Below are 23583 nucleotides of genomic sequence, written 5' to 3'. Positions count from 1 at the left end.
ACCGTCCAGTCACACCAGCACCCCCGCAAAAAACATCGCACTCAAGAAGACGTATTGGATTGCGCACAACACCAACAGTGACACCTGGACCCACCGGGGCATGCGTGGGACCAGGACGAGCCCAACAAACACCTGCGCATGATTGCGATACCACGACATCTGCGCGCCCAGAAAGAACGGCGCGAAGAAGATTGTCACCGCCAGGACAAAGGCTGCCCACTCCTCGACCTCAAGCCGACGACGCCGGATGAGTTGAATCGCCACCATCGACAGGATGAGCAGCATGAATACGATGTTCAGCCAGAGCTGGGGTTTGTGTGCGGCGAGACTGTGGTCCACCAGCCACGGCAGATGCCCCTTGGGTCGGTACCAGTCACTGAACGGAAAAGCGTAGAACTTCCCCATCTCGTCGAAGGGCTGACGCAGGTCACCTTGCCCATAGCTGGATTTCTGCATGATCTCATACGCGTTCCAGCGACCCGTCGCCTGCCACATGAGCCATTTCGCCCAGAGCACGCCGGAGCCGGCGAGCACCGCCGACAACCCGGCCTTCGCGAAACGTAGCGGCCACCTGTCTCTCCGCCATGCGAAGAACGCGCTCGATAGCAGCATGCCGACAGCCGCAGCGCCTACGGGGTAACAGGCAGCTGCCACGAAACCGGCAGCGCCAGCAATGACCCACGAGCCGCGCTTCACTCCGACGATACAGGCGAGCAATGCCAGAGTTCCGGTCGCGATCGGGAAGATGGCATGGAGATAGATGCCACCTGGGAACACCGTGCCGATAGCGAGGGTGAGTCCAGTCGCCCAGGTAAGCCGGGCGCCGAGCAGCCACCACAGCACGGCGAACATACCCAGCAGAGACGCCTCGGTGACGACTACAGCAGATATCTCATGGGAAAGTCCGGTGCTGGAAACCACCCGAACCGACATGGGATATCCGGGAAACCATGCGACATTTCCACACATCACATCGCGAAAATCTGGATACCGTTCCCGACACCAAAACATTTCATAGCCGGCCTTGGCTATGGATAGATAGTGTTCGGAATCCCAACGGCGGCGACCACCTGTGGACCAGTAAGCGATCTTGGATCCATCGCCTGCAATGGATGCTTTCGCGACCAGCCAAGTGATGATGTTCGCGACCAGCCAGGCGACAACGGGCGGCAGCAGAGCAGGGCGCCACTCGCGGCGCGCCGACGTTGTGAGTTCCACCCGCGCGGAATCAGGCATCAGGAACCGCGCCTACCGTCGGCGGTGCCCGCCAGCCTTGCCTCGCCGTGCATGCGGGAAGGCGCGGACGTAGGGAATTCGATCATCTCCAGCTCCGCGCTCGTCTCGTCGGTGTGAGCTCAATGAGCCTCGTCCACGATCATGACCGCCCGCCGTTCGCCACCCTGCTTCACGATCAGTCTGGCCAACGCCTCGCGGAGCTGCATCCGGAGCTGCTCCTCCGGCCAGGTTCCGGGGTCGCCCGAACAGCCGGTCGATGTGCTTGTACTTCACCGCCTGGCTGGGCCAGTAGGGACCGGCAGACGCAGGCCTTGCGAATCTCCGTGGCCGATCTCCACTGCCATCTCGGGCCCGATACCCCGCACGGGATGAAGTGGGAGAAGAGTGCGGTGTAGGTACCAGAGATCAGCAGGCGATCGAGCCACCACCCGGACAGGGCCACACGGGTGATCTCCTTCACCGCCGTTCTTGCGCCGGGCGGACCAAGCTGTGCTTAGGCCAGATCTGCGGGAGGGGCCACGCACAGTCCGTGCTCGCCAGCGGGGCATTGCGGTGGCGGGGTGGGGTGTTCGGCGGCAGCCTCTGGGCCAGGCCGCCTTCTACAGCTCCAGGCTTTCAGTCGCTCGCTGTCCGGCCGCGCCAGCCGGGCTGACTTTTGACTACGTCCAGGGCAGTGCAGCCGGCGCCCCCAGGGGCGCGGGCAAGTCCTACCCGGAGATCAGCGGGCACAGAAGGCCGTAGTGGCGAGACGCCGGTTCCGCGAACGGTCAAGCCCCGAAATGCAGGGGCGTGTTCCGCCCAGTGAGGTGGTGCCTACTGGGACCAGGCGCCGCAGGCGCGCCGGAAACGATTACAGGGGCTCGCGACGGACGGGCACGCACATCAAGGAGTCAGCTGTGGCGATGCTGGGACTGTTCTGGATCACCGAGGACTCGGTATACGTAGGTTCCCCGCCAGACGCGGAGGGGCACTACGCCCGTATCACCTCCGAAGGGGTACAGGCCCGGGGCCCGGACGGCTTCCGGGCGTGGCCCTGGTCGATCCTGCGTTCCGCGAGCGTGGACGCCGCGCCCGCGGAGGGCGAGGGGAGGGGCGCAGGCCGCTTCCTGGCGGCGGTACTGGAGGCGGTGGTCACGATGGGGTCCAGCTACGGCGGAGAGGAACCGCCCCAGATGTTCCTGGTCCTCGCGACGCAGGACGGTACGGAAGAGGTGCGGGTGCCGGCGGCGACCAGGGGCTACACCTCCCAAGAGATTGCCTTGTCGCAGCGCCTCCTGGACTGCTTCCGGAAGGGCGCGGCAGACCCCCGGACCCTCATGGCCTGGATCCGGGACCACGGCGCCGGCACACCGAAACCGCCCGAGCGGGAAGCCCTCCTGCGGGAGTGGACCTACGTGTGAGGCCGACGGGCGGACGGGTGCCACTGCCTTGCGGGAGATGTTGCCGACAGCACTGCCGCGGCTCCGCTCCCCCGGCATCGAGGCCTAGTGCTGTGACCGAGAAGGTTTGCCGGGTTGCTCGTCGTGCTGGTCGGATGTGACGACTTCGACTGGCATGGGGACCCGCAGTCACCGACCGCGGGGCCCTCGCCTTCAGGGCGCCACGCAGCAGGTTCAATGCCCGCCGCCAGGGTGGCCCTCGGCGCGCTGGGCCCCACATGCTTCAGGGGATCGCCATTCCGAATGGCCGGACACGGGACGCGGTGCCGCCTACCCGCCACCGGGATCCTGTCGGGGCCTGCCAGGCGGTCGCGTCTCACCGGGCCGGAGCGACCGGCGAGCGCCGTATGTTGCCCAGCTCTACGTGAAGGCCACGGCGGCGGCCAAGCCCTGACGCCCAGGGGCGGGGGCGGCCATGCCCTGGTTATACGCCGCCTTCGATGAGGGTCCAGCCGGGGGAGATGTCGTCCAGCGGCCCGACGCTCTTGTAGTCGCCGTCGACCAGCTTCGAGGCCGAGGCGGTGCCGTCGGACTTGTAGAAGAGCAGGCTGTCCGAGGTCCGGCCCACCTTCTCCCAGAGGTCGGAGGTGCCGACCCCGCGGAATTGGAAGACCCAGCCGTCGGTCGCCGTGCCCGCCCGCAAGTCGAGTTTCCCGCCCGCCTTCGCCCAGGACAGCACCGAGTCCCTGGTGGCGGTCAGTTGGCCCAGGTGGTCCTCCCCCACCAAGCTGCCCCTGTGCCCGTAGACACCGCCTTCCAGGGTTCCGTACTCGCTCTTGTCCCACGAGAAGGTGGCCGCCCCTGGCCGGGCCGCGGCGGTCAGCGTGTCGCACGAGCCGGCCATGGTCACCCAGCCCTTCTTGAAGTCGTCGTACGTGCGCACCTGTTGGTACTTTCCGTTCCGCAGGGTGCCGGTGATGCCGTGGCCGGTCTGGCCGTTGTAAAAGAGCACCGAGTCGCCGGAGGCCTCGACCTGGGTCCAACCCGTCGGGAAGTCGCCAAAGGTGCGGGTGCGCGCGTACTCGCCGTCGGTGAAGGTGCCGACCTCCCCAGCCCCGGTGATCTTGTTGTACAGCAGCAGCGAATCGTGGCTCGCCGTCGCGTGCGTGTAGCCGCGCGGCAGGTGGAACTCCCCGTTGGACTCCCAGTGGCCGGCGGAGAGGGTTCCGGTGACGGCGGAGCCGCTACCGGTCCGGTAGAACAGGATCGAGGCGTTCCCGCTGGTGCCGAAGCAGGACGTGGAAGCGGACGCGGGGGTGACGGGACCCGCCAGCAGAACCGCCACTGCAGAAGTCGCCAGCGTGACCACCAGGGATTTCCTCATCATTGCCCCATTTCGTCGCGCGTGGGCGCGCGCGTCGGGCGTCGTGGGGTCGCCCGTGCGTAGGGGGTTCCCCGCGTGGATGCGGTCGCAGCGGCCGACGTCACGGGTCGACCGAGGCTGCGACGGGCGGCACGACCTGAGCTCCAACAGGGCGCCCACCGGCGATTCCCGCCCATGTGCAACGCCCTCGTCCATTCTGCGCCGCATCGGGACCCGTCGCATCCAGGCCCGGCGCCTAGTGCTGCGACCGGGAAGGTTTGCCGGTCACAGCACTAGGCCTTCGGCTTCCCGTTCGCGGGAGAGGGCATCAGCCCTCGCGGCACCTGCCGTCTCCAGTTGCTGCGCCACGGCCTGTACGGCTTCCTCAGCCGCTTCGACCGCCGCGCGTGCACGCTCCGCCAGCTCAAGCGCGGCCGCCTGGCCGGCCTCCAGGCGCACCTCCTGCGCCCGGGCCTCGGTCAACTCCGCCTCGGCCGCCTTCACACGCTCGCGGCGAGCCAGCGCAGCCGCCGCATCCGCTGCCGGTACTAGGGGAGGCCGGTGGCCCTTCGGTGATCCGGCGGGTGCCGGCTGGATCGATCGTGGCGGGGCGGCGCCCGGCTGTGGATCAAGACCGGCGAACCCCGACACCGGGTCCGGGCTCGTCGCGAGGCAGCCCGCCTCCCACTGCGCGGCGACGTCCGCGTCGGCGAGGACGGTGTGGAGGATCTGCTCGACCTCCCGCTGCACCGGCTCGCTCACCGCCTGCCCCGCCCCAGCGGCCAGGGCACGCGCCGTGCGCGCAAGCTCGCCGATCACCACATGCTGATCGTGCGACAGCTTCCGCAGCTGCCCAGCGTCCAGGGTCCGATGCGCCGTACGGAGCGCCTCGCCGAGCTGGACCAGGCCATTCGCCTCCTCGGGCCGGTGGCGGACCAGTAGGCCGGCGGTCCACGCTGCGACCGTCGGTCTCCGACACCTTGCAGGACACCGCGCGTCGGCCGGCAGCACGCCCACCCCACAGCAGGCGCGGAGTCGGCCAAGGTGGTCACCGTGCAGCAACGGGCGCACGCCCGATATCGCGTGAATCGGCCGGGTGCAGTGAATGGCGGAGTTGGCGTGCGCGGCCGATGAGGTCCTGCTCGGTCTCGGGACAGGGCGCACCGTAGGAGCGCAAGCAGTACCGGGCCGACCAGTAGAGGCAGTCACTGGCACGGGGCGCATGTGCCGCACGGCGTGTGCCTTCGGCTCGGCGTGCTGTCGGCGTGCTGTCGGCTTCCTGTCGAGGGGAGGTCGGCGTCCTGTCGGTCCCTGTCGGAGCCGTGTCGGCGGGTACTGGCACCTTTCGAAGCGTCAGCGTCAAGGCCGGGCGGCTGCCCGGCGGTGCTTCGGAAGGGGATGTCTCATGTACGACGTGGTGATCGTGGGCGCGGGCCCGGTCGGTCTCTTCCTCGCCTGTGAACTCGGCCTCGCGGGCTGCTCCGTACTGGTGCTGGAGAAGGAGAAGGAGGTGCACTCGCGGTGGCAGGCGCAGCCATTCGAGATGCGCGGCCTGTTCGGCTTCTCGACCGGAGCCTTCTACCGGCGCGGTCTGCTGGACGCGTTGCGGGAGACCTCTGCCGACATGGCAGGGCACCGGGCCCCGGCGGTGGCCGCGGCCGACGGGACGTCACGCCCGCTCGCCGTGGGCCACTTCGCAGGCGTGATGCTCGATCCGGCCAAGGTCGACCTGACCGCTCTGCCGTACCGACTGCCCAGCCCGGCCCCCGACACCCTGATGATCAGACTTCCGGCGGTCGAAGCACTGCTGGCCGAGCGGGCGACCAAGCTCGGCGTCGAGATTCGGCGGGGCGCCCCGGTGGACGCGGTCGTCCAGCACGACGAGCACGTGGTCGTCTCCGCGGGCGAGGACGCCGTCGAGGCGCGCTGGGTCGTCGGCTGCGACGGAGCGCACAGTGCCGTGCGGCGTCTCGCCGGATTCGAATTCACCGGCACCGAACCGGAGCTCACCGGGTACACGATGGTCGCCACGCTCACCGACCCGGAGAAGCTGCGCCCCGGGATCAACGCGACGCCGACCGGCATGTACCTCCGCATGGGTGCCGACGGAACCCTCGGGATGATGGACTTCGACGGCGGCGCGTTCGACCGCTCGCGGCAGCCGACCCTCGATCACCTCCAGACGGTGCTGCGCCGTGTGTCGGGCACCGACGTGACCCTGACCGACGTCGGGCGGGTCTCCACCTTCACCGACCGGGCCAAGCAGACAACGACGTACCGGGAGGGCCGGATACTCCTCGCGGGCGACGCGGCACACATCCACTCGCCCCTCGGCGGGCAGGGCCTGAACACCGGTATCGGCGACGCCGTGAACCTGGGCTGGAAGCTCGCGGCGACCGTACGGGGGCACGCGCCGGACGGCCTCCTCGACACGTACGACGAGGAACGCCGCCCCGTCGGCGCGCAGGTGCTCGACTGGTCGCGGGCGCAGGTGGCGCTCATGCGGCCACACCGCGGCACGTGGGCGACCCGCGGTGTGGTCCGCGACCTGCTCGGGACGCGGGACGGGACGACGTACGTCTTCGAGAAGATGTCGGGATCGTCGATGCGCTACGACCTCGGCGGCGCGCATCCGCTGGTGGGCCGCAACGCGCCCGACTTCCTGCTCGAAGACGGCGCCTCGCTGGGTCGGTTGATGCGGGACGGACTGGGCGTCGTCCTCGACTTCACTACCGAGCGCCGCTTGGCGGGACCGGCGTCGGCCTGGTGGGACAGAGTGCGGTACGCGGCCGGAACCCCGGTCGACGGTCTCGGACTGGAGGCCGTACTGATCCGTCCTGACGGCACCGTGGCATGGGCGGAGGGCGCCGACGCCGCTGGGGCCGGATTCGAGGAGGCGGCCTCCCGCTGGTTCGGCCGCCCGACGGCCTGACGGCACCGGATTTCCGGCGGCCCTCCATCCTCCTGATCGACGGCTGCGCACCGACCTGGTATCCGGCGTCACGTAGCGAGCAGCCCCTCTCCGACACAGGCCCCCCTTACGAGGACGGAGAATGAAGCACACACGAAGTGTCTGGAGAGCCGCCGAACTTCGGCTCGTAGCACCAGCCCGGCCCCGCGGGCAGCACGGTGACGGGCTCGGCCAGCGCGACGGACACGGGGAACTCCACCCCGCCAGCCTCCGCCGCCCAGCCCCCGGGTGCGCGCCCGGCTGCGCCGTACAGCGGCGCGGAAGGCCATCCCGTAGATGGGCGGCTACGACGGCGGTGGCTGCGTGAGGCGCAGCCAGGCGGTCAGTGCGGCCTGCAGTTCGAGGACGTCCTGGCGGTCGAGGGGTTGTGCTGTCCGGCCGGCTCGCAGCGTGACGGTCTGGGGGGTGACGCTCCAGCCCACGCCCAGCCGGTCGGGGGAGGCGATCTCGGTGCCGTGGGCGAGGGTGCGGAGCATGGCCTCGATCCGGGGTGGGACCGGTGTCTGCCGCGGCCGCCAGGTCACGTTCCGCAGCCGGACCGGTAGGCCGAGCGCGGTCCGGAAGGCGTCGACCGCACGGTCCAGCGGCTGCACGGTATGGGGTGCGGCGCCGAGGAACGCTTCGGTCAGCTCGGGGTGCACGGGCGCGCGCGGGTTCTCCCGCGGTGGCAGCGGGTGCTCCTCCACATCAAGGCGCACGCACGCCGGCGGGACGAGGACCTCGTCGTAGCCGTTCTTCATGGCGGTGGCGTGGTGTCCGCGCAGGGCGCTGATCGGGCCGGTCAGCACGTGCTCGCCCTGCATCCACGGCAGGTCGGGGCGCAGGTAGCGGAACGGCAGCTTCGGCGTATCGAGCTTGGGCGGCTGCCCGTACACGCCGTGGGAGCGGTGCAGCACGCCGGACTCGGTGACCAGGACGGTCACCTGCCGACCGGTTGCTGCCTTGCCCAGTCGGAACCCCACCACCGTCGTCGGCATCCCACCCCTCCCCATCCACTGCTCGGATCGGCGCTACGACGCTATCGGCGACGCCCACACCGGCGCGGGCGATCGCGGAACACCGCGGAGGGTGGCGATGTGGGAGCGGACCATCTGGTAGGTGACGGGCGCGTTGTCGGCAACCAGGTCACTGTGGAGGTGGGTGACGCTGGTGCATCCCTCGGCGAAGCGTCGATCCAGGTAGGGCTTGTAGGGCTCCAGTCTGCTGGGCCGGGGGCGGTTCTCGCGGAAGGTGTCCTGCCAACCTGCGGCGTTCGTGCACCGGGGGACGGTGTTGAGGCCCCAGCCCAGGTGTCGGGCGATCGCCCGGCGTGAGTGGCCTTGGGCCAGGGGCTCGTGGACCAGGGCGTGTGCCGCCTTCTTTCGCTCGGCGCGCCGGCCGACAGGCTCCGAGTCGTTCTGCGGTCGACCTGAGACAAGTCCGGTGGCCTCCGGCAGTGTGCCGCTGGGCGATGGGTCTCGCAGGCAGTCGCGATGGGCGGCGACGCAGGTCTCCACGGCTCGGCCGAGGCCCTGCCACAGGATGGAACCGGTCAGCGACCGACAGAGCGTCAGGGGCACCACGCCGGGCGCCTTCGGCGTAGGCGCCCGCCCGGTCCCGGCAGATGATCTCCACGCCGGGGTGGCGGGTCAGCCAGGCAGCCAGGCAGCCAGGCAGCCAGCGGCCCGGCCTTGCAGGTCGGGAGCACGCCGACCACGCGATGGTCTTCGACGCTGGTCAAGACGGTGGAGTAGGTGGCCACGGCGGATCGCGAAGTCGTCCACGCCCAGCACCCGCGGAGTACTGAACTGCGGATCGGGCAATGCCATGACCCTGCATAACAAGGTCATCCGGCCGGCTCCGAAGCCCAGCTGGGCGGCCAGCCGGGCGCCGGCCCGCCCGGCCAGCGCGAGACCCACTCGCTCCAGGGCGTGGTTGAGCCGCATGGTGAACCGTGCGTGCGGGGCGGCCAGCTGGGAGAACGGCTCGGCAAACGTCCGGCGAGGGCAGTCCGCCGACCCGCAGATGAAGCGCCGGACCATCAGCCGGATCACAAAGCCCTGCTCAGCCAGCGGAAGGTCTTTCAGCCTGCGCTGGTATCGGTCGTGGACTCGGTCCGAAAAGCGGCTGCAATCCGGACAGGCAGAACCGGCAGCTCGGCCTCTCGCCACCACCTCGACCGTGCCGAACGCAGTCGTAACCGCCTCGACATCCACATCGTCGATCCCCTCGAAGACCAACGAGTCCCAAAACGGTGCTTCGGTCTGCATGACCAGCACCATCACCGGCCACAATCGACCGCAGCAGTGGGCGACAGTGACCTGATGGAGCGTCAATTCAGATCGCTGGACGACAAGGCGTACGCGGTCTCACGCGAACCCGTCTCCTCGCAATCGAACGGCTGGGTAACGCTCCACCACGACTCCCCAAGATCTGTGCCAGAACCCCGAAAAGGAGGACATAGCCAGCAGGGTGGCGGGGTGGGGTTGTCTTCCGGCGGGCCCGCCGGAAGAGTGTTCCAGGCATGATCACCCGCCCGTTTGGAGAGATTCCGGCTGATCGTTGCTGGTCAGACGGAGGTGTCGGTGCTCGTTGTCGACTCGGACGGGCTGTTGGTGGAGCGTCAGCTTCGGCAGGGCCCGACTGACTTGTCCGAAGCGTGAGGCAGTACGGGCGCCGTGGGGACATGGCCGATCGCGGTCGATCCGGGGACCAGTACCCCCGAGGCCCACAACCCCCGGCGCCGCCGAAATCACGGCGCCGGGAAGGGCCTAGTCAGTCAGCCGGCCCAGTCGAAGGCCAGCACCGCGTTCGGACAGCCGGCCGCGTACCGCAGCAACGCCTCACGCTCGGCCGGGTCCACCGACAGCGCCCACCGGTGCTTGGTCGCCACCCACTCCCCGACGTACCGGCAGTGCACCTGCGGGGCCGGCACCGGCGGCGGCCGCCTCCTGTTCAGGGACGTTGAAGGTGCGGATGAGGGCGACGTGCTGGTTACCGATGTGGAGACGTGAAAAAGGGGACCCGGTGCCGTCACCACCAGGCTCTTACGTCACCACCATGTCCCGGTGCTGTAAGGGAACTGGGCTCAGGGCACCCGCCCGCCCAGTCGGCCACTAGCCTGCGGCATTGGGCCCAGCAGCCCAGCCGGCCACCACACCCGGGAGACCCCGCCATGCCCATCCTTGGTCCCCGCCCCCTCCTCGCCACGATCGCCCTTGCAACCACGCTGACGCTGACCGCCTGCAACCCTGCAGCCGAAGCCGAAAGCCCTCCCGCCGCTCCCGCCGCTCCCGCCTCCGTCTCCGCGCCCGTCTCCGCGCCCGCAAGGCCCGCTTCCACCCCGCCCGCCGGTTCGGGCAAGCGCACGCTGACCGAGGCCGCCACCGCCGGCGGGCTCACCAAGGCCATCGGCGCCAACGCGGTCTCCGACGTCCCCATAGACCCGGGCGAGATGCGTGACGGCATGCACCTGGTGGTCGCCGACTACAACCGTGCCGGCCAGACCTCCGGCCGCCGCATCCTTTTCGTAGGCGTCGACAGCGTTCCCGAGGACCCGAACAAGCGTCGCGAGCACCTTTGGCGCGGCCTGATCGACTACGCGCTGCAGAACGGCTCCACCGGCACCCCCACCACCGCCAAGCCGTACGAGCCCGGCCCGTTCGGCGGATCCCTCGAATGCCTCAGCCTGCCCGAGTCCGCCAACGCCACCGACGTCATCTGCGGCTGGTCCGACACCACCACCGCCGCCGTCGCACTCTTCCCCCGCACCACCCCAGCCGACGCCGCCCGCCTCTTCGCCTCCATGCGCGCCGACCTCGAACACTGACCGCCCCATCTACCGCACCCCCACGGCCGGGACCGGGCCGCCGCTGGCCGACCGGATGCAGCAACTGGGCGAGAACGAGGGCCTGGCTGCCGTCAGCGCGCACCTGGGCCGCCTGAACGGAGACGAGTCCTGCCGCTTGGGCGCTGATGCGTCGGCACCGGGGCAATGGCGGCACCGTCATCGACGGGCACGCGGCGGACGTGGCGCTGCTGAAGGAGCTGCGCGAGCTCGGAGGGCCTCGGTCACCGACAGGTGGCCGAGGCCCTCCCTGCATTCGGTCCCGGCCCCTCCTCCGTCCTGCTCCCGCGAGCAGGACGTGGCCGGCATGGGGTCAACTGCTGGGGAGCCGGTGTGGTCGTGACACCGGTAGCCGTGGCCGGCTATGCCGCCGCGGTGCGCTTCTCGTCCGGCGAGGCACCGAGGGTCGGTGGGCCGGTCCGGACGACGTGACGGCCTTTGAGCGCATCGGATTCCGGCGTGTTCTCGGCAATGACCGTCACGCCCTCCTCGATGTTCCCTTCCGACAGCGTCAGCGGGCCGAACACCGGATTGATCGGCAGTTCGTACCCGGGCGGAGCCTGAGTCTCCACCCAGTAGTACGTGCCGAGTTCCGCGGTACGGGAGCACACACCGTTGGCCCCGGTGGTGCAGGGGCCGCCGATGTCGGTGTCCGGGTCGGCGCCGGTGGTCTGGAGACCCGGGATGCCGTTGGTCTCCTCCCACATCTGGAAGACGGCGCCGGCCAGCGGGTCGCCCGTGTTCTGGTCCTCCTTGATCACGGCGACCGCACCGGTGACGGGCAGGCCGGGACCGTCGCAGCCCGGCGAACCGTCGGGGCAATGGTGCGGGGGGTGGCAAGGGCCGCTGCGGAAGGCCAGATCACTGTGGGGGGTCAACCAGCCGCCGTGACCCGGTGGGCACACGGCGCCCGGGCTGCCGCCGCTGACCGGAGCCTTGTTCGGGAACGGCTCTGCCGCCGCAGCGTACGTAGGGGTCGCCGCCAGCAGCGCCGCCGTCACCGTCCCGAAGATCCAGGGGCGCCACGAAGCCCATGTCCGGCGCAGTTCACGAGATGCCATGGCACGACATGATCGAGCCGGGTACGTGGGGCGGGACGACGACACTCCCGCCCCACGGCATTCCGTCCGTACGACCACTCGTACGGGTCCAGGGTGAACGCGATGGAATGCAACGGCCGGTACCGGGGAGACAGGTCCCGGCCATCGCCGTACACGCACCCGCCAAGCGCGGGGCGACTTCAGTCGTCGCTTCCGACACCGCGATCGGGTGCACTCATGTCCCCGTCGCGGGCGTGCCGTCGACGAGCCCGTAGCGCAGGTACACCGTGCGCTTCGGGCTGGCTGCCGGGGGTGCGAGGAGGGTGACGTTCGTAGGCACCGCGCCGTCGTCGAACACCTTCTTTCCGACACCGCGCACGATCGGGTGCAGCCAGAGGTCGAGACGGTCGAAGAGCTTCTCGCGCAGGAGGGTCTGCACGAGGTTCAGGCTCCCGACGACCTTCATGTGCTCGTGGCGGTCACGGATCTCGCGCACCGGCCAGGTCCGGGCCAAGCGTCGCTCAGCGTGAACCACACAGCAGGTGGGGACGGTTGCACGAGCACTGCTCGCACTCGGGCAGCCGGCGCACTCCAGGCAGAAGGCGAGCGGCCACTGCCCGGGGCAGTCGCAGATCGGATTGCGGTCAGGGTCGTCTTCGCCGCGGTAGCGGGTCTCGCCGAAGGGCAGCTCGGTCCAGGCGTCGAGCGTCCCATCAGCGTGCAGTTCCTCGTGGTGGTGGCCGATGGCGCTGTGCTCTTCCCGGAGGGCGGCGACTACCCCCTGGTCGTGCTTCATGCCCGGCTTCCAGGGGTAACAGCGCGGGTGAGGAACGCCGCGAGCTCGCCGACGGCCTCAGAGTCGGCGGCGGCGAGCCGGGCCGCGAACGGCAGCTGGTTGACGTCGGCGGCGAGCTCGGCCTGGACGACGACATCGGCGTCCGGGGCGTAGACGGTCACGGCTCTCTGCGAGTCGCTGGCCATCGAACCTCGCGAGGCCGGGCATTCCGGCGCGCCCGGCCGAACGCAACCCCACGTCGCGCGGGTTCAGCCTTGCGCGCCCTGGCTCTGCAGCAAGCGAGTGTCCCTGTCTGCAGAGGACAAAGTCGTGGCCCAGCACTTGCTGTGCGTGGCATGATCTGCCGCATGATCGAATTCTCCGCGCGGAAGGGCGGCCACCGCCCCGTCCGATGAAGTGGCTGGACGAGGCCGTGTCCACCGGACACGCCACGACCGCTGCCCACCCTGCCCGCATCGCGATCATCGCCGCGATACGGGCCGATCGCGCCGGCCCTGTAGCCGTCCGGCTGCTTCTGCTCTCACGGTCCGACGATGCGTTCGTACGTCGTCAGGCCATGGAACTCCTGTCATCCGCCGGGGACAGTCGCCCTTGGCCTGAAGCCGCCGAGGCCGCGCTCGCTCGACTCACCGACCCTGACGAAGAGGTACGGCGCCGGGCCGCGTATCTCGTCGTGCACGCCGGAAGCCGCGATGTCGCGCTCCGGGCTCTCGGTGAACTCACCGAGCCCGTGGTGCGCACTGCTCTCGCCGATTGGCTCCGAGGCTCTGTTGCGCACCTGCAGGACGACCCCTTGGCATCCGTCCGCTTCCTTGCCCGACTGGAGACCCTGAGCGGCGCCCCTCCGCGGCAATGGCCGCTGCTCGATAGGGCGCTGCTCGCCGATGCCCGGGAGGCGGCGCGTCACCTGGACGGAGTCGGGTGGCGCTGGGGTTGGGTCCTGTACAGGTTGGGGCGCGAGCGTCACGTCTACGCCCTGGTGGCGCGACTCGTCGGTGATCCCGCGACCCGGGACATCGGCGCCGGCCTGGCCCGGGAGGCGTGTCATGACTGGCGGGCGGCCCCGGTCGAACTCCTGCCCCTGCTGGTCCGTCATTGCGGAGAGGGGATCAGCCCGGCCTTGGCCGAAGCCCTTACCACCGCCTCCATCTCGGAGGCTGCCATGCGGACACACCGCGCACTGATCGCCGAGGTCCCCTTCGCTCCGTATCCCAAGGCCCATCGACCTTCCGGCAGCCCGCCGCCGTCGTACGACAGCGCCGCGGCCGCGGCGGTCCTTGAAGCCAAGCCCGTGGACACCGGGCGACTTCAACGTGCCCACGAGATCTTCTCGGCCCTACTGGACGCGGGCCCGCTGACGTTCCGGCAGGCCGCCCAGCTGTACAACCTCACCTTCAAACGGCCTGGCCGCATTCAGGCGGCATGCGCTCCGCTATGGCTGCGGCACGCCGGACCCACCGCTCTCCCCCGCCTTCTCGCTCTCATGACACCGCACCTAGGTGACTACGGGATTGGCGAGTACTACTCGGAAGGCCTCGCACGAATGGGCCGGCGAGCGATGCCCGCGCTGCCGTCACTGACGGCGCTGATCGACCGGCGTACCCGCATACCGGTCAACGACTCCACAAGGGACGGCGAGACGATGCTGGACGAACGCCTGCTTGCCGCCGCGATCGACGCCCGTCGTGCGATCCTCGCCGACACCACTTCCTGATAGTCGTCGCCGCTCCAGCCCCCGGGTGGAGTCCCGCACGAACATGCGAGTGCAGTCGACCGGCAGTGCTCGCCCCGATCCTCTCAGACCACGAGGACGGCCCATCGGACAGGACCTAGCGGGCGGCATTTCATCCAGCCCGCACAGCCGTCACCCTGGGTATGTGCCCGCACGGCCTCGACGATCTCGTCGCGCCCAGCCGGCACGTAGATCTGGGTGGTGGTCAGGTGGGCATGCGGGGGCGGCGTTGGCTGTGAGTTGTTCGGTCTGCTCGCGGGCGCGGACCGGGTCTGGCGGCGGGGCCGTAACTCAGGGGCACTAGGACGGTCTCCGCCGCGCCGCCCTCCTGTTCGATGAGGTCGCCGTCTGCGTGATGCTCGAATCGAACAAGACCAGCCGGTCCCCCATCACCGAACGGCTGGACCAACTTCACGCGGCAGTAGATCATTTTGGGGGAGGTGTGAGAAGGGTCTGGAAGGGGAGCGCAATGGCTCCTGACTCGTACGCTTCTACGCCATATCTACGGTTGTCTTCAAACTTCGAAGACAAATTCCCGTCCGCATTCCTGGATCGAATATTAGCGTGGACGTCGGAGTCGTTTCCATCCCCCTTCATCCACCAGAACGCTGTGAGAAGTCGAGGAGTTCTCGTTACGTTGATGATGTTATTAACATTGCGGACGTAGGTCTGAAATCGGACGCGCCCATCACACGGCGGCTTTTCACATTCCTCGCTCACTCCATGAGTCGAGTTCCAAGAGTAGTCATTCTTTACCTCAAAAGTGCGAAAATCTCCGCGGTCCCTCCGCATGGTGACGACCCTAGTTTTGGCGTAAATTGTTTGATAGGGGGCGATTCTGGGGATATGGACAACTTTAACCAGGGAGATTTTGTCACCTGGGCCGAGCCACGCGCCGGGATTTACAAAGTACCCAGTGCTGATCAAAATGGACACTGGAGACTTGCTGTACAAGTCGACGTCTTGGTCATTCTCCAAGTCTTCTTGCCACATTGGGCGCTTCACGGTTCCGTATTCGGGCCCTGTGAATTTGTACTGCTCACCCGATACAGAGAACAGGCTATGCAGTACGTAGACTGGGATTGTCCCGGAGTTACGAACCTGAAATGTGACTGGTAGGTGGATCATGTCCTGAACTACCACGGGTTTCCCGAAATCTGCGGTTCCGTCGATCCGTGTGAGGGCTGCGGACGGCTGATACATGGAGGAGTATGCCAGGTTAGCACCAGTGAAAACCGCCGTAAGCGTGACACCCACAGCGAATCCCTTTGGAGACGGGAAACCCTTCCACGCCTTCTCGTTAAAAAGAAGCCAAATACCCCAGAGGGACCATACTGTGAGCGTAACGAAGACTGGGAGGAGAGGTGTTCCATACTCCCTTACCTCAAACCACATCCACAGAAAAATGGCGTTGGAGGCAAGCGTGATTAGTGTGCCAACTAGTACGGTTGCGCCAGAATATCGCCATTCTCGTTTCCCTCCATAGTCGAGGGCGGCGATCGCCGAGATACCCTCGGTGAAGCCCGCTAGAACGAATAGGACGCCAGTAATCCGACCAGCAAAGGTCGGTGCGGCAAAAGCGTCGACATTCCCTACAGAAATCAGGAGCACCATGGATCCGAGTAGCCCGGCGACCAGAACGGCAGTAGTCATTCGCCGTTTCGCTCCCCGATCGGGCCACAGCTCACCACCAAGCCATTCCACGGTCTCCCGCTCGTCGACCTTCACTTCGGTGTGACCGGCACGATCAAGCAGGCGGCGCAGTCCCCGCGCTGACCATGCACTACCGATTGGATTGCCTCTAACCCAGACCTCGCGCAAACCTCGAGGATCTGGTGGCTGCACTACAACCCTTGGCTCTCTCTCCACCCTTCCAGCCTCCCCAACCTGTCGGCTTGACGCCAGGGAGAACCGCAGGTGTCGCCCTTATGGAGCAGAGTCAGATCGGGCCGCGGAGCGGCTCGATGATGGAGCTTCCTGAAATCGGCTGTGGCGGATATTTCGTGATGGTCAGTTCTAAACATCCGCCATGACCCGCGATGTCCGTTATCCAGCATGGTGTCTGGGGGGGGGCGAACACTTCTGGAATCTTGTGTGGCCTGATGTCGAGGGACTGGCGGTCGACTCGGTGGGCGTCGTCGGGGACGTGGTCTGGATCGGCCTGCATGCTCGGCAGCAGACTGTGACGTGCCCGTCGTGCGGCGTGCCGGCGTCGCGCGTGCACAGCATGTACACGCGGCGGTTGGCGGATCGTCCACTGGGTGGCCGACGGGTATTGCTGCGGCTTCGGATCCGCCGGTTCTTCTGCGACAACGGCCTGTGCTCTCGCCCGACCGTCGCGGAACAGGTGAACCACCTGACTGCGCCGTACCAGCGCCGCACGCTGGCGGTCGCGAGGATGGTGCAGGCGATCGGGCTGGCCGTCGGTGGCCGGGCCGACGCCCGGCTTGTCAGCTACCTGCCGGTGCGGGCGAGCCGGGACGTGATCGTGCGGGAGGTCCAGCGGCTCCCGGACCCGCCGTCCGGCCAAGTCACGGTCCTTGGGATCGACGAGTTCGCGTTCCGTAGGGGCGCCACCAGACGGCGTTCCTCGCCGGGCTCCATTCCGTCCTCGGTGACACGCCGTGAGCCATAAGTCTGCGCCGGAGCGCGGCTCGGGGTCGATGTTCACCCTCGGGTAGATCGGGGGCTGTGGTGGGAGAAGTGCGCCGTGGGGTTTGTCTGGGGGCGAGGACGTACTCGCGCCGACCGCCACACACGAGCGCGGGGCTCTCCACCGGACCCGGTGTAGAGCCCCGCGCCGAGGCCGGCCGACTGCCGCCGGGTCAGGAGGCCCGGTCGAAGGCCAACGTCGCGTTCGGGCAGCCGGCCGTGTACCTAAGCAACGCCTCACGCTCGGCCTGGTCCACCGACAGCGCCCACCGGTGCTTGGTCGCCACCCACTCCCCGACGTACCGGCAGTGCACCGCCGGAGCCGGCATCCACGTGGCCGGGTCCTGATCGGACTTCTGCCGGTTCGAGCGCTCGGTGACACCGACCATGGTCACGTCGGAGCCGAGGTCGTTGGCGTACCGCCGGCGCCACTCCGTCGTCCAGCCGTAGCTACCGGAGTCGTGGAGTTCCGCGAGCGGGATGTGGTCAATATCGATCCCAGCCGGTCCGGAGACGACAACGTCGTCGTAGTAGGAGTGCCAGGCGCCCCCGGTGATGGTGCAGCCGGCTCCCACGGTCGGGGCCTCGATCGCCTCGGCGATCAACACATCGTTCCTCGCGGAGCAGCCCTTCTACTTGGTGCTCTGCGCATCGCAGTTGGTTCTGACCGCGCCTCCGTGATGGCTACGCCATCTGCGGGTACTGGAATCGACGGCCCGCCGCCCGATCATGCACCTGGCGGTGGAGGAGAAGATGACGGACATGAACATCGAACAGGCTTTCACGGAACTCGGGAACGCCGAGGAGGTGCCTGGCTTGCCCTTGGCCTGGCGATGGTCACCCGTGTCGCGCTTCATGTTCTCCCTCGCCATGGACACTGACGGGCGGTGGGCCTACCCATGAACTCGCTGGACGTCCACAACGAGGGGCTGACCAGCGCTGTTCTTGAGTTCGCGAGGCAGCACCGGCTCGGGCGCGGACCGGGCTCCCGACCGTTCACGATGGCCGCCGACCAGTTCGACGCGGTGGTAGCGGCCGCACCGTCCGTGCACGGCTACCACCATGGGCGGAACGAGGCCCTGAACGAGGTCGTTTCAGCGGTCTTCCCGGCGTACCAGTGCGAGTTCCGCGGGGACGAAAGCCCGGATGAGGCCCTTCTGCGGTTCAAGCGCATGCTGCGGCCGACGATCCTCTCCCGGCCCCCGGCTCCATACATGCGGATGCGCTACGAGAACACCCGGACCGGCGGCGGCAGCGTGGGCCCGGCGCGTGGGTTCACCACACACGACGGGCTGATGCGGGAGTTCAGGCTCGTCGAAGGCGCACCGGGGAGCTTCGTCGAGTTCGAGAACGCCTCTGGCCAGGTGTGGAACGTCGAGTGGAACGGTTCGTGGTTGGTGAACGGCACAGTCCACGACGCACCGCCCTCCGAGACCTGGGTGAAATCGGTTTTGGGGTGGCCGTAGGAGTCTCGACGGCCTACGTCCCCCTTCAGCCGTAGTCGTCACGGAAGCCCGGTCAGAACCTCGCAGTTGGCCAGGTCGGCCACCGACAGCGGACAAGCCGTCGCCTCCTGCATGAATCCGAGGCGCGAGACTTTGATTGATCAACTGAGCGGGAAGTGGGACGGCACCGTCGGCTGCCCGCAGATCTCGCGCAGTGTCTCGCAGCCCTGCCCGCGTTGCATGACTACCTGACCCCCTGGTGACCGGATCAGTCCGCTGCCGGACCCGATGCGGCCTGTCCCGCGGCCACCCGTGCGGGCCAGGCTTGGGGACATGAACCGAGCACTGATCGTCATCGATGTCCAGGAGTCATTCCGCGCCGAGCCGCTGTGGGAAACGATCTCCGACCCGAATATCGCCGAGAAGGTGAACCGCCTGGTCCGGATCTCCCGGCAGGCCGGGGACCTGGTGGTGTGGGTTCTGCACTCCGAGCCCGGCGCCGGCGATGTCTTCGACCCGGCACTCGGCCATGTCCGGCTGATGGCGGAGATGGAGCGGGTGGACGGGGATCCGGTGATCCACAAGTCATCGCACAACGCCTTCACCACCACCAACCTGCAACAGCTCCTCACCGTAAGCGGCATCCGCGAGCTCACCGTCTGCGGTATCCGTACCGAGCAGTGCGCGGAGACGACTACCCGCGTCGCATGCGATCTTGGCTACGAGGTCACCTTCGTGATCGACGCGACCGCTACGCACCCCGTTCCCCACCGCGACGCTCCCGCCGACCAGAGCGTCGCCGAGCTGCTTGCCGACCCCCGTACGCTGCCGTCCGCAGAGGTCATCAGGCGCACCGAGTACGCGCTCGCCGGACGCTTCGCCACCATCGCGACGCTCGACGAGCTGGAGGCCACGGCGGAACCCGTACGATGACCGAATCGTGAGCCTCATCGTCTTCTTCCTGGTTCCCGGAGTCCAATTGCTGGACCTGGCCGGCCCCGCGCAGGTGTTCTCCACCGCGGCCGACTTCGGGCACCCCTACACGCTCGCCTACGTCGCCGAGCAGCCGCAGGTCTCCACCGCCCAGGGCCTGCCGCTGCTGGCGGAGCTCACATGGCCCGAGCTCGGGCCCGAGGATCTGATCGCGGTGCCCGGCTGGTGGCCGGGCGTCCTGGCCGATGGGCCCGCCATCGGCGCCGCCTCCCTCCAGGTCTTCCGGGACCACCACGCTCGGGGTGGGACGGTGGCCAGCGTCTGTGCCGGAGCCGATGCGCTCGGCCAGGCCGGCCTGCTCGACGGCCGCCGCTGCACCACTCACCACGAGCTGCAGGACGAGTTGGCCCTGCGCCACCCCCGGTCGGTGGTCGTCCGCGATGTCCTGTTCACCGCCGACGACCGGGTGATCACCTCGGCCGGTATCGCCAGCGGCATCGATCTGGCCTTGCACCTGGTCTCGACCCGGCACGGCCCGGCCGCCGCCGCCCAAGTGGCCCGGGACATGGTCGTCTACGCCCGCCGCAACGGCCACGACCCGCAGTCCAGCGCGATGCTCCGACACCGGTCCCACCTCGACGACACCGTGCACCGAGCCCAAGACCTCATCGACACCCGCTTCGACCAACCGCTCCCCCTGCCGACACTCGCCGCCGCCGTCGGCGTGAGCGAACGCACCCTCACCCGCCTCTTCAGCCGTGCCACCGGACTCACCCCCCTGCGCTACCAGCAGACCCTCCGCCTTGAACGCGCCCAACACCTCATGAGCCGAGGCGCAACGATTGATGCCGCTGCCCGCGCGGTCGGATTCGAGGACCCCCGCATGCTGCGCCGCCTCCGCGCCCGCACAGCCCGAACGCGACAGTGAAACGAACGCACCAGTGCAAGACGGCTCCCTCCCCGCACACTTAGTAGACGGGCATTCCTCGTGGTGATGCCGTCCGGGGCAGAAGTACTGCCTGTCGTGCAGGTTCGCGCCCGAGATGCCGACGGACAGGGGCTGGGCAGACCGGTCCGCTCCGTGATCAACAACTTCACCCAGCACCTCTGTGCCCCTCGAACGAGTCCCCCCGCCGTGGGAACCTCCCGCAGGTGCACCCCCGGCGGCGCGGAGTAGCGTGGTTAGTGGTGCACCGCCCGGCCGCCGGCTGCATCTCATCCTCTGCACAAGGAGGACACCCGTATGTCCAGACGACCCCGCCGACCGTCGCAGAGGAACGGCGTGCTCGGCGTCGCGACGGTCGTGCTCGTGCTGCTCCTCGGACTCACCGGAGTGCTGGTCCACGCCCCCCGTGCGGTCTCCGAGGACATTCAGGACCTCCGCAAGGGGGACTGCTTCAACACGGCAGATGATCTGAAGGACTACAACGAGGACGCCAGCGGCATCGCCGCCCCCACGGTGGACACCGTGCCCTGCGACAAGCCCCACAAGGCTGAGGTGTACGCCGTGTTCTCCCTGCCCGAAGGGCCGTTCCCGGGGGCGAAGAAGATCGTCACGCTCGCCACGGAGAAGTGCACCGCCACGACGGCGCTCACCGACTACGTGGGCGACACGGAACTCCCCGACACGCTGCACCTCTACTTCTACGGCCCGCACCCCTCGTCCTGGGCCTTCGGCGACCGCGACATCACCTGCTTCGTGGGTACCGCCAGCGGCTCCAGCACCGGCTCGGTCCGCGCCTCCGCCTCCTAGGTCCGACGGATCCCGCCCGTCCGAGTCCTCCTGTCCGACGTCGAGGTAACCGACCGGCTCGTACGACCCCCCGCTTCGTCTTTCTTGCCGACACCCCGCCGGGGATCGCACCCATCCGCGGCACTCAGACCCCGCCCCGCACTCCGATGCGCCACGCCGGACCAAGACCACATTCGGACACTCACAGCAACCGAAAAGGTGCACCCCGTGACGCCCTGTGTCAGCGTGGGGTAGGAGGAACCCCACCCTACGCATCAAGGAGTCACCGTTATGGGCGGCATGAAGGACAAGCACCAGGAGCCGGGCAAGGGCCGCGAAGAGCAGGAGCGCATGCGGCGCCCCGGCCAGGACCCGGTCCACCCCGACACCGCCCCGCCCTCCCGCGGGAAGGACCCCGATGGGACCGAACGCCGCCGCGAGGAAGACCTCCTCCGCGACGAGCTCAGCCCCCGCGAGGACGGCATCTGAGCAGCCCCACCCCACACACGCAGAGCCCGGCCGGGCCCCACCATCAGACGGCCGGGCTCTGTCACGCGCCGCCCCTAGCACCATCAGCATTCGCCTCCGCCAGCCGCGGACCCCTAGGCGAACCAGACCCGGCCGGCCGGACTGAACGGAGCCCCTTTACCCAGGCGCGCTTCTTGCGGCCTGGCAGCGGGACCCACGACCAGCTCGCCGACGCCGTCGCCCACGCCGAGGGCCGCTGAGGCTGCCGCGGTCACTTCGGACGGAGCTCGACGAAGAGGTGCCGAGTGCCGCAGCAGCAGGTCAGGGGCCCAGAGAGCCCGCAGTCAGGCCGGGCTGGCTAGCGGATGGGGCAGTGGCGGATGGCGACGTACTCGGGGTAGTGGTCGCGGTAGGTCTGAGTGAAGGTGAGGGTCGGGCACAGGCCGGCTCGTCGACGCATGTCGGCGGCGTCCTCGGGGATGATGTAGCGGGCCTTTTGGTAGTCGCCGAGTTTGGCCGTGAACGCCTTGAGGTAGGCCGCGTGGTCGCTGAAGCCGAGTTCCTGCACCGTGCGGACGTTGTCGTAGGAGCCGATGAATCCGGTGATGTAGCGGGCCTCGCCCAGCTCGACGTACGGCAGTCGCGGCACCCGGCGGCCGGTACGGTCCTCGGTGATCGCGTTGCCGACGGCATCGCGGACGATGCTCCCGTCCGTCGCGGTGCGCAGCTGGGTGCTGGTCGGTGGCGCGGTTTGCTTGCGGACCCAGTTGTCTCCTTGGAGGAAGTGGGCGTGGAGGGCGGGGACGAAGGTGGCGGGAGTGGATCCGTTGACGGGGAGGCCTTCGAGCGGTGCGTCCAGCGGGTCTGGCACGTGCGGGGTGCCGGCCACGGCGTAGAAGCGGTAACTGTGCGGTGCGACGGCGCGGTCGGTGAGGCCGGCCTGGTCGTCGGATTCCGAGTTGACGATGACGATCTTGCCGTCGAAGCGGCCTGCTGCGAGGTCGGACTGGGGGTCGAGGCCCCCCGTGGTGATGGGCAGCGCCAGGTCGAAGACGTTCTTGGCCGCCCCGGAGTGGACCAGGCGCAGGATCGGGTAGGAGCTGTCGGAGAAGCCGGTGGCGTAGCGCCGTGACACCTTGCCGGTCAGCGAGCGCGCCTGCGTGGGCAGGACCTTGGCGAACTCGGTGATGATCTCGTCGTCCGTCCTGAACTCGTCCTCTGCGATCCCGCCCTCGATGAAGGTGCCCGGGACGGTGGGGTCGAGGATGCGGTTGTCGACGGTGCTCCAGCCGACCGCGGCGTGTACGAAGCCGCGGCGGAAGAGGAAGTCGCGGCGCAGGTAGATGTCCAGCACTCCGGTTCCGATCCCGAAGTGCGGTGGTTCGACCAGCACCGTGTGGTTGGCTGCGTCCGGGTCCGCCGGGGCGCTGATCCGGTAGGGCACCCGGAACCGGCCCGTCGAGGTGCTTCCTTCGAAGATGCCGTCGTACTGCACGTAGCGGATGCCATCGAACGTTCCGAGAGACTTTGTTGAGGGTCGGCTCAGCCGGTCGTCGCCCTTCTTCACCGGCGGGTCGGCGGATGGCGAGCTGTCGGAGACGGTCAGGGCAACGGAACGCGGGAGCGCCTGGGCCTCCGAGGCCGGCACCGCGACCGCCAGGGCAGCCAGCAGGGCCACCTCCAGCCGGAGCGACGGCCTGCGCAAGACCGCGGTCCGCGCAGACGCCGACTGGACGACAACGATGGGACGCCGCCCTGGGGCCTGCCGGCTGGGAAGTGATCGTTGCAAGGGGGTATCGGCATCATCTCGCCGAGAACGCCGCCAGAACATCGGTGCTCCTCTCTCACGCCGAGCGGCACCGGTCTGTGCCTTTGGCGTCACAGGAGTCAGCCGAGCATCCTTGTCCCCTACCGGCCTGCGGGCCTGACCCAACAGGACGAGCCGAGTCCTCCCTGCGTGCGGGACACGCCGATGAGGCGGCGCTCAAGCACAGCCAGGCCCTCCCCGCC

23 protein-coding genes are annotated in these 23583 nt (G+C 68.4%); 10 read left to right on the top strand and 13 right to left on the bottom strand.

The features are described 5' to 3' along the window. Window positions 1–9: 9 nt before the first annotated feature. Window positions 10–1236 carry a hypothetical protein gene (locus ACFRU2_RS04630; protein WP_382967511.1) on the bottom strand — a complete coding sequence of 409 codons (1227 nt, stop codon included), beginning with the start codon at window positions 1234–1236 and terminating at the stop codon, window positions 10–12. An 896-nt stretch (window positions 1237–2132) separates the two neighbouring features. Between ACFRU2_RS04630 and ACFRU2_RS04625 the strand changes: the two genes are divergently transcribed. Then, window positions 2133–2636, top strand: a complete 504-nt coding sequence (locus tag ACFRU2_RS04625) for a hypothetical protein (RefSeq protein ID WP_382967509.1) — start codon at window positions 2133–2135, stop codon at window positions 2634–2636. A gap of 463 nt (window positions 2637–3099) precedes the next feature. Here ACFRU2_RS04625 and ACFRU2_RS04620 read toward each other — a convergent pair whose 3' ends face one another. Beyond that, window positions 3100–3960 (bottom strand): hypothetical protein, encoded by an 861-nt coding sequence (locus ACFRU2_RS04620; RefSeq protein WP_382967507.1) that lies wholly within the window; start codon window positions 3958–3960, stop codon window positions 3100–3102. Between the two features lie 303 nt (window positions 3961–4263). Next, entirely contained in the window at window positions 4264–4800 is a 537-nt protein-coding gene (locus tag ACFRU2_RS04615; protein ID WP_382967505.1) for a hypothetical protein, read from the bottom strand. A gap of 583 nt (window positions 4801–5383) precedes the next feature. Here ACFRU2_RS04615 and ACFRU2_RS04610 point away from each other — a divergent pair. Continuing rightward, complete coding sequence (locus ACFRU2_RS04610) at window positions 5384–6910, top strand: FAD-dependent oxidoreductase (RefSeq protein WP_382967503.1); 1527 nt, start codon at window positions 5384–5386, stop codon at window positions 6908–6910. A 323-nt stretch (window positions 6911–7233) separates the two neighbouring features. Here ACFRU2_RS04610 and ACFRU2_RS04605 read toward each other — a convergent pair whose 3' ends face one another. The 4 genes from ACFRU2_RS04605 to ACFRU2_RS04590 all read right to left on the bottom strand — a co-directional run bounded on the left by ACFRU2_RS04605 (window position 7234) and on the right by ACFRU2_RS04590 (window position 9863). Further along, entirely contained in the window at window positions 7234–7926 is a 693-nt protein-coding gene (locus ACFRU2_RS04605) for a hypothetical protein (protein ID WP_382967501.1), read from the bottom strand. Between the two features lie 33 nt (window positions 7927–7959). After that, window positions 7960–8511 carry a hypothetical protein gene (locus tag ACFRU2_RS04600; RefSeq protein ID WP_382967499.1) on the bottom strand — a complete coding sequence of 184 codons (552 nt, stop codon included), beginning with the start codon at window positions 8509–8511 and terminating at the stop codon, window positions 7960–7962. 66 nt (window positions 8512–8577) lie between these two features. Beyond that, window positions 8578–9198, bottom strand: a complete 621-nt coding sequence (locus ACFRU2_RS04595; RefSeq protein ID WP_382967497.1) for a transposase family protein — start codon at window positions 9196–9198, stop codon at window positions 8578–8580. A gap of 509 nt (window positions 9199–9707) precedes the next feature. Next, on the bottom strand, window positions 9708–9863 hold the full coding sequence (locus tag ACFRU2_RS04590) for a hypothetical protein (protein WP_382967495.1): 156 nt from the start codon (window positions 9861–9863) through the stop codon (window positions 9708–9710). 240 nt (window positions 9864–10103) lie between these two features. Here ACFRU2_RS04590 and ACFRU2_RS04585 point away from each other — a divergent pair, with 240 nt between their 5' ends. Beyond that, a complete protein-coding gene (locus tag ACFRU2_RS04585; protein ID WP_382967491.1) occupies window positions 10104–10757 on the top strand; it encodes a hypothetical protein in 654 nt (217 codons plus the stop codon). Window positions 10758–11137: 380 nt separating this feature from the next. Here ACFRU2_RS04585 and ACFRU2_RS04580 read toward each other — a convergent pair whose 3' ends face one another. From ACFRU2_RS04580 to ACFRU2_RS04570, 3 genes are all read right to left on the bottom strand, one after another. Next, a complete protein-coding gene (locus ACFRU2_RS04580; protein WP_382967489.1) occupies window positions 11138–11836 on the bottom strand; it encodes a collagen binding domain-containing protein in 699 nt (232 codons plus the stop codon). 214 nt (window positions 11837–12050) lie between these two features. Further along, a complete protein-coding gene (locus tag ACFRU2_RS04575; protein WP_382967487.1) occupies window positions 12051–12611 on the bottom strand; it encodes a dihydrofolate reductase family protein in 561 nt (186 codons plus the stop codon). Beyond that, window positions 12608–12796 (bottom strand): hypothetical protein, encoded by a 189-nt coding sequence (locus ACFRU2_RS04570; RefSeq protein ID WP_382967485.1) that lies wholly within the window; start codon window positions 12794–12796, stop codon window positions 12608–12610. Before ACFRU2_RS04570 ends, ACFRU2_RS04575 begins: the two co-directional genes overlap by 4 nt. A gap of 206 nt (window positions 12797–13002) precedes the next feature. Between ACFRU2_RS04570 and ACFRU2_RS04565 the strand changes: the two genes are divergently transcribed. Beyond that, complete coding sequence (locus ACFRU2_RS04565; RefSeq protein ID WP_382967483.1) at window positions 13003–14325, top strand: hypothetical protein; 1323 nt, start codon at window positions 13003–13005, stop codon at window positions 14323–14325. Window positions 14326–14769: 444 nt separating this feature from the next. On the opposite strand, the gene ACFRU2_RS04560 is transcribed toward ACFRU2_RS04565, so the two are convergent. Further along, window positions 14770–15996 carry a hypothetical protein gene (locus ACFRU2_RS04560; RefSeq protein WP_382967481.1) on the bottom strand — a complete coding sequence of 409 codons (1227 nt, stop codon included), beginning with the start codon at window positions 15994–15996 and terminating at the stop codon, window positions 14770–14772. Window positions 15997–16372: 376 nt separating this feature from the next. Here ACFRU2_RS04560 and ACFRU2_RS04555 point away from each other — a divergent pair, with 376 nt between their 5' ends. Continuing rightward, complete coding sequence (locus tag ACFRU2_RS04555) at window positions 16373–16978, top strand: transposase family protein (protein ID WP_382967480.1); 606 nt, start codon at window positions 16373–16375, stop codon at window positions 16976–16978. Window positions 16979–17168: 190 nt separating this feature from the next. Here ACFRU2_RS04555 and ACFRU2_RS04550 read toward each other — a convergent pair whose 3' ends face one another. Continuing rightward, window positions 17169–17603 carry an HNH endonuclease family protein gene (locus ACFRU2_RS04550; protein ID WP_382967478.1) on the bottom strand — a complete coding sequence of 145 codons (435 nt, stop codon included), beginning with the start codon at window positions 17601–17603 and terminating at the stop codon, window positions 17169–17171. A gap of 291 nt (window positions 17604–17894) precedes the next feature. Here ACFRU2_RS04550 and ACFRU2_RS04545 point away from each other — a divergent pair, with 291 nt between their 5' ends. From ACFRU2_RS04545 to ACFRU2_RS04525, 5 genes are all read left to right on the top strand, one after another. Beyond that, on the top strand, window positions 17895–18461 hold the full coding sequence (locus tag ACFRU2_RS04545) for a hypothetical protein (RefSeq protein WP_382967476.1): 567 nt from the start codon (window positions 17895–17897) through the stop codon (window positions 18459–18461). Between the two features lie 312 nt (window positions 18462–18773). Continuing rightward, complete coding sequence (locus ACFRU2_RS04540; RefSeq protein WP_382967474.1) at window positions 18774–19373, top strand: isochorismatase family protein; 600 nt, start codon at window positions 18774–18776, stop codon at window positions 19371–19373. A 7-nt stretch (window positions 19374–19380) separates the two neighbouring features. Beyond that, window positions 19381–20301 carry a GlxA family transcriptional regulator gene (locus ACFRU2_RS04535; RefSeq protein ID WP_382967472.1) on the top strand — a complete coding sequence of 307 codons (921 nt, stop codon included), beginning with the start codon at window positions 19381–19383 and terminating at the stop codon, window positions 20299–20301. 315 nt (window positions 20302–20616) lie between these two features. Next, a complete protein-coding gene (locus tag ACFRU2_RS04530; RefSeq protein ID WP_382967470.1) occupies window positions 20617–21126 on the top strand; it encodes a septum formation family protein in 510 nt (169 codons plus the stop codon). Window positions 21127–21396: 270 nt separating this feature from the next. Continuing rightward, complete coding sequence (locus tag ACFRU2_RS04525; protein ID WP_382967468.1) at window positions 21397–21594, top strand: hypothetical protein; 198 nt, start codon at window positions 21397–21399, stop codon at window positions 21592–21594. Between the two features lie 337 nt (window positions 21595–21931). Here ACFRU2_RS04525 and ACFRU2_RS04520 read toward each other — a convergent pair whose 3' ends face one another. Further along, the gene (locus ACFRU2_RS04520; protein WP_382967466.1) at window positions 21932–23278 is read right to left on the bottom strand and encodes an alpha/beta hydrolase domain-containing protein; all 1347 of its coding nucleotides are present in this window, start codon (window positions 23276–23278) and stop codon (window positions 21932–21934) included. Window positions 23279–23583: the final 305 nt, after the last annotated feature.

Origin of the sequence: Streptomyces sp. NPDC056883, from assembly GCF_042788835.1 — a bacterium.
Lineage (GTDB): Bacteria > Actinomycetota > Actinomycetes > Streptomycetales > Streptomycetaceae > Streptomyces > Streptomyces stoeckheimensis.
Note: the sequence above shows the minus strand (reverse complement) of the source record. Positions and strands in the feature narration are given on the sequence as shown.

What these genes read in the sequence shown, in the direction of transcription:
- ACFRU2_RS04610 (WP_382967503.1), top strand. Translation starts at nt 5,384, where the DNA reads ATGTACGACGTGGTGATCGTGGGCGCGGGCCCGGTCGGTCTCTTCCTC.
- ACFRU2_RS04555 (WP_382967480.1), top strand. Translation starts at nt 16,373, where the DNA reads ATGACCCGCGATGTCCGTTATCCAGCATGGTGTCTGGGGGGGGGCGAA.
- ACFRU2_RS04530 (WP_382967470.1), top strand. Translation starts at nt 20,617, where the DNA reads ATGTCCAGACGACCCCGCCGACCGTCGCAGAGGAACGGCGTGCTCGGC.
- ACFRU2_RS04525 (WP_382967468.1), top strand. Translation starts at nt 21,397, where the DNA reads ATGGGCGGCATGAAGGACAAGCACCAGGAGCCGGGCAAGGGCCGCGAA.
- ACFRU2_RS04540 (WP_382967474.1), top strand. Translation starts at nt 18,774, where the DNA reads ATGAACCGAGCACTGATCGTCATCGATGTCCAGGAGTCATTCCGCGCC.
- ACFRU2_RS04605 (WP_382967501.1), bottom strand. Translation starts at nt 7,926, where the DNA reads ATGCCGACGACGGTGGTGGGGTTCCGACTGGGCAAGGCAGCAACCGGT.
- ACFRU2_RS04580 (WP_382967489.1), bottom strand. Translation starts at nt 11,836, where the DNA reads ATGGCATCTCGTGAACTGCGCCGGACATGGGCTTCGTGGCGCCCCTGG.
- ACFRU2_RS04585 (WP_382967491.1), top strand. Translation starts at nt 10,104, where the DNA reads ATGCCCATCCTTGGTCCCCGCCCCCTCCTCGCCACGATCGCCCTTGCA.
- ACFRU2_RS04560 (WP_382967481.1), bottom strand. Translation starts at nt 15,996, where the DNA reads ATGACTACTGCCGTTCTGGTCGCCGGGCTACTCGGATCCATGGTGCTC.
- ACFRU2_RS04545 (WP_382967476.1), top strand. Translation starts at nt 17,895, where the DNA reads ATGAACTCGCTGGACGTCCACAACGAGGGGCTGACCAGCGCTGTTCTT.
- ACFRU2_RS04570 (WP_382967485.1), bottom strand. Translation starts at nt 12,796, where the DNA reads ATGGCCAGCGACTCGCAGAGAGCCGTGACCGTCTACGCCCCGGACGCC.
- ACFRU2_RS04595 (WP_382967497.1), bottom strand. Translation starts at nt 9,198, where the DNA reads ATGCAGACCGAAGCACCGTTTTGGGACTCGTTGGTCTTCGAGGGGATC.
- ACFRU2_RS04575 (WP_382967487.1), bottom strand. Translation starts at nt 12,611, where the DNA reads ATGAAGCACGACCAGGGGGTAGTCGCCGCCCTCCGGGAAGAGCACAGC.
- ACFRU2_RS04565 (WP_382967483.1), top strand. Translation starts at nt 13,003, where the DNA reads ATGAAGTGGCTGGACGAGGCCGTGTCCACCGGACACGCCACGACCGCT.
- ACFRU2_RS04630 (WP_382967511.1), bottom strand. Translation starts at nt 1,236, where the DNA reads ATGCCTGATTCCGCGCGGGTGGAACTCACAACGTCGGCGCGCCGCGAG.